9 protein-coding genes and 1 pseudogene are annotated in these 9189 nt (G+C 37.9%); 8 read left to right on the top strand and 2 right to left on the bottom strand.

Features of this window, described 5'->3' with window-relative positions:
• The 8 genes and pseudogenes from CBG25_RS11890 to acpS all read left to right on the top strand — a co-directional run.
• Positions 1–255, top strand: a pseudogene (locus CBG25_RS11890) (IS5/IS1182 family transposase); the annotation flags it as partial.
• A gap of 423 nt (positions 256–678) precedes the next feature.
• Entirely contained in the window at positions 679–2475 is a 1797-nt protein-coding gene (gene lepA, locus CBG25_RS11895; protein ID WP_290606858.1) for a translation elongation factor 4, read from the top strand.
• An 18-nt stretch (positions 2476–2493) separates the two neighbouring features.
• Positions 2494–3462 (top strand): signal peptidase I, encoded by a 969-nt coding sequence (lepB, locus tag CBG25_RS11900; protein WP_290606847.1) that lies wholly within the window; start codon positions 2494–2496, stop codon positions 3460–3462.
• A 199-nt stretch (positions 3463–3661) separates the two neighbouring features.
• Complete coding sequence (gene rnc, locus CBG25_RS11905; RefSeq protein WP_290606849.1) at positions 3662–4366, top strand: ribonuclease III; 705 nt, start codon at positions 3662–3664, stop codon at positions 4364–4366.
• Positions 4363–5271 carry a GTPase Era gene (gene era / locus CBG25_RS11910; protein WP_032114767.1) on the top strand — a complete coding sequence of 303 codons (909 nt, stop codon included), beginning with the start codon at positions 4363–4365 and terminating at the stop codon, positions 5269–5271. Before rnc ends, era begins: the two co-directional genes overlap by 4 nt.
• 11 nt (positions 5272–5282) lie before the next feature.
• Positions 5283–5996, top strand: a complete 714-nt coding sequence (gene recO, locus CBG25_RS11915; RefSeq protein WP_290606851.1) for a DNA repair protein RecO — start codon at positions 5283–5285, stop codon at positions 5994–5996.
• An 87-nt stretch (positions 5997–6083) separates the two neighbouring features.
• On the top strand, positions 6084–6815 hold the full coding sequence (pdxJ, locus tag CBG25_RS11920) for a pyridoxine 5'-phosphate synthase (RefSeq protein WP_290606853.1): 732 nt from the start codon (positions 6084–6086) through the stop codon (positions 6813–6815).
• Entirely contained in the window at positions 6815–7195 is a 381-nt protein-coding gene (gene acpS, locus CBG25_RS11925) for a holo-ACP synthase (RefSeq protein ID WP_032114764.1), read from the top strand. The genes pdxJ and acpS overlap by 1 nt, the downstream gene beginning before the upstream one ends.
• Here the strand turns inward: acpS and CBG25_RS11930 are convergent.
• Positions 7192–7452: a YfhL family 4Fe-4S dicluster ferredoxin gene (locus CBG25_RS11930; RefSeq protein WP_290606856.1), complete on the bottom strand. Its 261-nt coding sequence runs from the start codon at positions 7450–7452 to the stop codon at positions 7192–7194. The genes acpS and CBG25_RS11930 overlap by 4 nt on opposite strands.
• Positions 7453–7871: 419 nt before the next feature.
• Complete coding sequence (locus tag CBG25_RS11935) at positions 7872–8780, bottom strand: phosphoethanolamine transferase (RefSeq protein ID WP_290606857.1); 909 nt, start codon at positions 8778–8780, stop codon at positions 7872–7874.
• Positions 8781–9189: the final 409 nt, after the last annotated feature.

Consider the following 9189-nt stretch of genomic DNA (forward strand, 5'->3'; position numbering starts at 1 on the left):
AAAGCCATTTTCGATGGTGTAACCTCTCAACTTCTGAAGAAAGGCTTTATAGCTCGGGGCGGCCAAATCATCGATGCAACCTTGGTACCGGCTCCCAAGCAGTCGTTCACGAAGGACGAAAAGGAACAACTCAAGCAGGAAGCGATGCCTGCTCATTGGAAACCAACCAAGCGGCGACAAAAAGATTTAGACGCCACGTGGACTAAAAAACACGGTAAGAGTCATTATGGCTATAAGCTTTCGGTAAACATGGACACGAGTTTCGCACCAATAAAAAAACGCTCTATTTTTAAGTTTAATTCAGCATGATATATAAATAGTCAAAACCTTATAAATCAAATACAACTTATTGTAATTTAAGAAAATTTATGTTTTTTAGTAACTTGCAGATTAATCATTGCTTTTAAGCCATTTTTAGAATTTTATATGCCTGTGCGAAACTCGTGATGGGATGAATCCTACCATCAGGTTACTACGTAATTTTGTTGGTCAAGACAGTTGCTTATTCATAAAAACGACTTTTTCATTATCAATGATTCTTTGAGTTGTTTGTCGCTTATATGTAAAATGCATTCCCAAGATTGTTATAACAGCTTTTATTAGTTTTAGCTTTGTAGGGCTAAGCTATCGCTAAAACTGATTTTATAAGGCCATTTAGAAGAAGATATAACCTTGAAAATCAAACATATAAGAAATTTTTCCATCATCGCTCATATTGATCATGGTAAATCAACTCTGTCGGATCGTATTATCCAGATCTGTGGTGGCCTTTCTGATCGTGAAATGGCAGCCCAGGTATTAGATTCTATGGATTTGGAGCGGGAACGAGGGATCACAATAAAAGCGCAGAGTGTTACCCTGAATTATAAAGCCAGTGATGGTGAAACTTATCAGCTTAATTTTATTGATACGCCTGGCCATGTTGACTTCTCTTATGAAGTATCCCGTTCATTAGCTGCTTGTGAAGGGGCATTACTGGTTGTTGATGCAGGGCAAGGTGTGGAAGCGCAAACCCTTGCTAATTGTTATACCGCTATTGAAATGGATCTAGAAGTTGTTCCTGTACTTAATAAAATCGATTTACCTGCGGCAGAGCCTGATCGGGTAGCTGAAGAAATTGAAGATATTGTTGGCATCGATGCTCATGATGCTGTTCGCTGTTCGGCAAAAACTGGATTAGGGGTACAAGACCTAATTGAACGGCTGGTTAAAGAGATCCCACCACCAGAAGGTGATCCGGCAGCGCTTTTGCAGGCATTAATTATTGATTCGTGGTTTGATAATTATTTAGGTGCTGTTTCGCTGGTACGGATTAAAAATGGTACGCTTTGTAAAGGTGATAAAATTAAAGTGATGAGCTCTGGCCAACTTTATAATGTTGATCGCTTAGGAATTTTTACACCCAAACGAATTGATCGTCAACAACTAAATTGTGGTGAAGTCGGTTGGCTGGTCTGTGCCATAAAAGATATTCACGGTGCGCCGGTTGGCGATACATTAACTGGCGCTCGTCATTCTGCAATACAGGCGTTGCCTGGTTTTAAAAAAGTAAAACCGCAGGTTTACGCCGGTTTATTCCCCGTTAGCTCTGATGATTATGAAGCATTTCGTGATGCTTTAGCTAAATTAAGCTTGAATGATTCTTCGCTATTTTATGAACCAGAGAGTTCAACTGCATTAGGTTTTGGATTTCGGTGTGGTTTTCTTGGTCTACTTCATATGGAGATTATCCAGGAGCGTTTGGAACGTGAATATGATTTGGATCTTATTACAACTGCGCCTACAGTTATTTATGAAGTTGAGTTAACAAATGGTGATGTCATCTATGTTGATAGTCCCTCTAAATTACCAGCACTTAATAATATAAATGAATTACGCGAACCAATTGCAGAATGTAACATGCTAATGCCTAAGGAATATCTTGGTAATGTTATTACGCTCTGTGTAGAAAAACGCGGTGTTCAGACTAATATGGTTTACCATGGTAATCAGGTCGCATTAACTTATGAAATTCCTATGGCTGAGGTGGTGTTAGATTTCTTTGATCGCTTGAAGTCTACTTCACGGGGATATGCTTCATTGGATTATGGTTTTGTCCGCTTCCAGACGGCTGACATGGTGCGTGTAGATGTGTTAATTAATGGCGAAAGAGTAGATGCGTTAGCATTGATTACTCATCGTGCAAATGCACCATATCGTGGTCGTGAGCTGGTTGATAAAATGAAAGATCTGATCCCGCGCCAACAGTTTGATATTGCAATCCAGGCTGCAATTGGTACCCATATTATAGCGCGTTCAACGGTGAAACAATTACGTAAAAATGTATTAGCTAAATGTTATGGTGGTGATGTTAGCCGGAAGAAAAAATTACTACAGAAACAGAAAGAAGGTAAGAAACGAATGAAGCAGGTTGGTAATGTTGAACTACCACAGGAAGCGTTCCTTGCTATTCTTCACGTAGGTAAAGATAACTAACCGTTGTAAGGAGTCATAATGGCTAACACTTTTTCTTTGATCTTGACGCTGGCGACCTTGATTACAGGGATTATCTGGGGTATTGATCGTTTTAAATTAGCACCTGCTCGTAAGAAAAAAATGGCGCAGCAGAAAAAAGTTACTGAAGGAAGCGTAGAGCAGACGCATTTAGCTGAAAGTATTCATAAACCATCATGGGTTGATACTTGTTCATCTATTTTTCCGATATTAGCGATTGTACTAGTGATACGTTCGTTTATTTATGAGCCATTTCAAATCCCGTCAGGTTCAATGATGTCTACCTTATTGGTCGGTGATTTTATACTAGTAGAAAAGTTTGCTTATGGATTAAAAGATCCTGTTACCCAAACGACATTATTGGAAACAGGAAAACCTAAACGTGGTGATATTGCGGTATTTAAATATCCTAAGGATCCTAGTGTAGATTTTGTTAAACGTGTTATTGGTCTACCTGGTGATAAAATTGTTTATGATCCTGAACAAAAAGAGTTACATATTTATCCAAATTGTTCAATTTCAAACTGTGTTCGAGCGTTACCAATTATCTATTCTTCATTAAAAGAGAGTGAATGGTCTTTATTTTTTAATATTGACTCTATGGTCGAAAGTCAGAAGGGAAGTTATCAAATTCCATTGGGCGAACCAGTACCAAGTAACGCAGTACGTCAAGCGGAAAGAATCGAAAAATTAGATGATACTAACCATGAAATCTTAGTGATCCCACAAGTATATACCCAGTCACGTTATCAACAGCTCGGTTTACCAGACAATGAATGGATTGTTCCACCTAAACATTATTTTATGATGGGAGATAATCGGGATAATAGTGCAGATAGTCGTATGTGGGGTTTTGTACCAGAAGAAAATTTAGTTGGGCGTGCAGTTATTATCTGGTTTAGCCTTGATAAGCACGAGGGTGAATGGCCAACTGGGGTGCGTTTAAGTCGTATTGGTGCAATCAACTAATAAAATAATGAGATAAACTAATCATTAATGCTAAATTGATTTATATCGTAATCGATATAGAATATAGCACGATAATCAAAAATGATGGTTTCTTGAACGATATCAGGAAACATGCCAACGCAACAGTTTTGTAAAAATTTATTTTGCAGATCTGTTGCGTATGCTTTTTGTAATTTGATAATGAAATAATTGGTAGCACATGAATTCTTTTTTAATTGAGTGGTCAGAGCGGCAAGAAATTAAACAGCTACAGCGTAAGCTTGGCTATACTTTTAAACAAATTGAATTATTAAAGCAAGCGTTAACTCATCGTAGTGCCAGTAGTAGTCACAATGAGAGATTGGAGTTTTTAGGCGATTCAATTCTTAGTTTTGTGATTGCCAATGATCTTTATCATCGTTTTCCTAAGGTTGATGAAGGCGATATGAGTCGTATGCGAGCAACATTGGTCAGGGGTAATACACTGGCTGAGCTTGCACGAGAGTTTGATTTGGGCGAATGTTTGCGTTTAGGGCCAGGTGAATTAAAAAGCGGTGGTTTTCGTCGAGAATCAATATTAGCAGATACTATTGAAGCGTTAATTGGCAGTATTTTTTTAGATAGTGATATTCAAACGACTGAACAAATTGTTTTAGCTTGGTATGACACTCGATTAATAGAAATTAGCCCCGGCGATAAACAAAAAGATCCTAAAACACGTTTACAAGAGTATTTACAGGGACGCCATTTACCTTTACCAAGTTATTTGGTAGTTCAAGTTCGCGGTGAAGCGCACGATCAGGAATTTACTATTCATTGTCAGGTTAGTGGTATAAATGAACCGGTTAAAGGAGTGGGTTCAAGTCGTCGTAAGGCTGAACAAGCCGCAGCTGAACAGGCATTAAAAATATTGGAGCTTGAATGAGCAAACAGAAAACCTATTGTGGATTTGTAGCCATTGTAGGGCGCCCAAATGTGGGTAAATCAACATTATTGAATCAATTACTCGGGCAAAAGATTTCTATTACTTCACGTAAACCACAGACAACCCGTCATCGCATCATGGGCATTGAGACAGAAGGTAATTATCAAACAATTTATGTCGATACTCCAGGATTGCATGTAGAAGAAAAGCGAGCAATAAATCGTTTAATGAATCGGGCAGCAAGTAGCTCAATTGGTGATGTGGAACTGATTATTTTTGTTGTTGAAGGCACACATTGGACAAGCGATGATGAGATGGTAATAAATAAGCTGCGTCATTTGCCTTGTCCGGTATTATTAGTGATCAATAAAATTGATAATGTGGTGGATAAAACCCGTTTGCTGCCCCATATTGAATTTCTTAGCAAGCAAATGAATTTTCTGGATATTGTGCCAATTAGTGCAGAAAAAGGTACCGGTATCGATATTATTACTAAAATTGTCCGCCAACATATGCCAGAAGCAGCACACCATTTTCCAGCGGACTATATCACCGATCGCTCACAACGTTTTATGGCTGGTGAAATTATTCGTGAGAAGTTAATGCGCTTTCTCGGCGATGAGCTCCCTTATTCGGTGACTGTTGAAATTGAGCAATTTGTGGTAAATGAACGCGGTGGCTATAACATTCATGGCCTAATTTTGGTTGAAAGAGATGGCCAGAAAAAAATGGTTATTGGCAATAAAGGTAGCAAAATTAAGAAAATTGGCATTGAAGCTCGGATGGATATGGAAAAACTTTTTGCTACTAAGGTTCATCTTGAACTTTGGGTGAAAGTTAAAGCCGGATGGGCTGATGATGAACGTGCACTGCGTAGTTTAGGCTATATGGATGATCTTCATTAAGGCGGGTTTCCGTGGACGGTTGGCAACGGGCATTTGTACTTCATACTCGCCCTTATAGTGAAACGAGTTTACTGTTAGATTTTTTCACCGAAAGTGAGGGCCGTATTCGACTATTAGCCAAAGGTGCTCGTAGCCGTCGATCTAATTTAAAAGGCTGCTTACAACCTTTTACGCCATTGCTGATCCGTTGGGGAGGCAAGGGAGAAATGAAAACGTTGCGTGGCGCAGAACCGATTTCTCTAGCGCTACCATTTACCGGTACCCTACTGTATAGCGGTCTATATGTTAATGAATTGCTTGCGCGAGTTTTAGCCCAAAATATCCCTTATCAAACCCTATTTTTTGAATATCTTACTTGTTTGCAGGTATTGGCTGGTAGTGAATATACGCCGGAACATGCATTGCGCCGTTTTGAATTATCATTGCTATCTCATTTAGGTTATGGTGTTGATTTTTTACACTGTGCCGGTAGTGGTGAACCGGTGGCAGATAGCATGACTTACCGTTATCGGGAAGAGAAAGGTTTTATTGCCAGTTTGGTTATTGATCACTTAAGTTTTACCGGTAAGCAGCTTAAGGCATTTGCCGCTCGTCAGTTTCCGGATGTCGATACATTAAGAGCAGCCAAACGTTTTACGCGTATTGCGCTAAAGCCTTATCTGGGGGGAAGTCCATTAAAAAGCCGTGAGCTTTTTTACCAGGTCATATTGCCTAAAACGCGTTGAAGCGAGGTTATTAAAACCTCTTTGAATATATTATGATTGCATGGATAAACGAAATTCAAACTATGAAATGGATAACAGGAGTTAAATATGGCAGTGTTATTATTAGGCGTTAATATTGATCATGTTGCCACGGTGCGTAATGCACGGGGAACACAATATCCCGATCCGCTACATGCGGCATTTCTTGCTGAGCAAGCTGGGGCAGATGGGATCACTGTTCATTTGCGTGAAGATCGCCGTCATATTACTGATCGTGACGTTAAGTTACTTCGCCAGACGTTACAAACCCGGATGAATTTGGAGATGGCAATAACGGATGAAATGGTCAATTTTGCCTGTCAGATCAAACCTCAATTTTGCTGCCTGGTACCGGAGAGACGTGAAGAGGTTACGACGGAAGGTGGGCTTGACGTTGTTGGACGACAAGCATTAGTCGCAACGGCAGTCAAACGATTAACCGAAGCAGGTATCACGGTTTCTTTGTTCATTAATGCTAAAGAACAACAAATTGATGCTGCAGTGGAAATTGGCGCGCCCTTTATTGAAATTCATACTGGTGCCTATGCTGATGCTAAGAGCGAGTTAAAGCAGCAAGAAGAGTTTAAACGTATCAAGCGGGCGATAAGTTATGCCACTGCAAAAAAACTTAAGGTCAATGCGGGTCATGGGTTAACTTATCATAATGTTCAACGTATTGCTCAATTGCCTGATATATATGAACTTAATATTGGCCATGCGATTATTGGGCGAGCACTTTTTAGTGGCATGGCGACAGCCGTGAGTGATATGAAGAAAATTCTTCGCGAGGCGCGTGGTTAATGGCGATTATTGGATTAGGTACTGATCTGGTTGAAATTGTACGTATTGAGCAAATTATCAAGCGTTTAGAGGAACGTCTAGCAAAGCGTATATTGTCCGCACAAGAGTGGCGACAATATCAACATCATTCTCAGCCAGTCCGTTTTTTGGCGAAGCGTTTTGCGGTCAAAGAAGCAGCAGCAAAAGCTTTAGGCACGGGGATCCGAAATGGTTTAGCGCTTAATCAATTTGAAGTTTTTAATGATCAATTAGGTAAGCCAGGGCTTAATTTATTAGGGCAAGCAAAAATATTGGCTGATTCTTTAGGTGTGCAACATATCCATGTATCACTATCTGATGAACAAAATTATGCTTGTGCCACTGTGATTATGGAAAGTTAAATTTTATCGGCATGATGTAATAAGACAAATTTATCCCATAATTGTTCTTCTGTTTCAGGATTATTAGAATCTTTTAAAATGGTATTGTTGATAGGACAAACGGATTGGCAAGTTGGCTTATCATAGTGGCCAATGCATTCAGTGCAAAGATTGGGATTGATTTGGTAAAATTCTTCTCCCATTGAAATCGCTTCATTTGGGCATTCTGGTTCACACATATCACAATTGATACAGCGTTGAGTAATTAATAAAGACATAGCAATATGTTATAAGTAATTTGAGTAAATAAAAGTAAATTATATATTAATAACATAATGTTATCTATAACTGATAGTTTTGTACAGCATATATTCTATTGAAAAAACCAATTCAGTAATACAAAGCTGCAACCCAGATCGATTTTACTCTCTTAACAATGATAAGGGTATGAGCATTACGTTGACTGTTTGTTCAAAAAGCAGCTTAATAGCAGCTAGAACAGTACACAGACAAAAAAACTGAGTGTTGGTACTTTGATATAAATCTTTTATGTAAACTCATAGCTAAAATCTGTGTTGCAGCAGCTAAATTTATTTTAAAACACTTTGCTAAATCGTGTCGATCTAAAAACCCAAAAGAATATAATCTAAGGCTGGATTTTAAATTGAAATCCAGCAATATTGTTGCTAAGTGATTGTTATTCTATCAAGGAAAAAGGTAAAATATTTTCATTAGCTGTTAGCACTCGATCATATTCTCTTTCGCTTCTAAGAATATTTTTATCAATGTCATAGCCAAGCAGTTCGGATAAAATATACTTATTCATCAAACCACTCAAGTATCCGTCTTTATTACGAAAAGATTCGATAAAAGCACAATTAAAATGTTTATTGGTCGATTTATACATAAAGGGAATCAAATATTGTTCTCTCCCTTTTTCCAATCCATGACCAACATTGACTATCTCGCCGTGATCTGCGGTATAAATTAAATTAAAATCTATTTTTTTGGCATTAATGACATTCATTATATCATTTATGATCCTGTCAGTATAATGAATAGTGAGATCATAATCTGCTGCTTTTGGTAAAGCTTTTTTATCTATTGCATCATAGTTGTCATAGGGTAAATGATTACCATAAAGATGAATAATGATAAATCTCTTTTGTGCATTATCAGATAACACTTTTGCTAGCAGGTTGGCCAATTTATTATCGTTATAATTGGTTAGCCTTAAATCATCACTTTTTTGAGCGATAAAACCATATTTAGAACCATGCAGACCTTGTATTTCTTGGGAACCTAACCAATATGTTTTATATCCATTGGCTTTTGCCATTTCAATAATAGATTTATTGTTGAACAGGTTTTCTTCATTTTCCGGTGTGTGAAAGGCTAGTGTCATTGACACTGAATCTCGGGTTATTGGTGAACTGGAATGGGCATTATTTAAGATGCAGCTATTTTCGGTTGAAAATATTTTTGTCATATGTGGCGTTGTATCTAAATGATAGCCATATGCACTATAGCGGGAGTAGAGTGAGGCTTCCCCCATGATTAATATAATATTTTTATTATTGTTTGTCTTTTTTAGATAATATTGCATGATTAAATTTTTCAATTTCGGCTTTATTTGCATATTTATTATTTTCATATGATGAAATTAATAAATAAACCACGTCACCAAATACTAAAGGGACTTTATGATGAAAAAAAATCCCGAGCTGTTTTTTTATCTTCTTTGATATTAGAAATTAATCTGTTTTCATCTTTGATATCTAAAACAACCAGGATCATCGAAAGTGCTGTAAAACGATAATGCTGAATACAATAATAGAGAGGTATTTTCTAAATTTTTCTTAATTCTTGGGCACCTCGAAAAACCTAAGCCGAGTTTGATTTTGCTGATAAAGTTATCGGAAGCTGGTCTACTGAGCTAACCACCATGAAGAAACGCAGCGCCATTAAGAATGACCTCTTTGCAAACCAGTATCACCAACAGACGATCGACAAGT

Source organism: Arsenophonus sp. ENCA (assembly GCF_002287155.1).
GTDB lineage: Bacteria > Pseudomonadota > Gammaproteobacteria > Enterobacterales > Enterobacteriaceae > Arsenophonus > Arsenophonus nilaparvatae.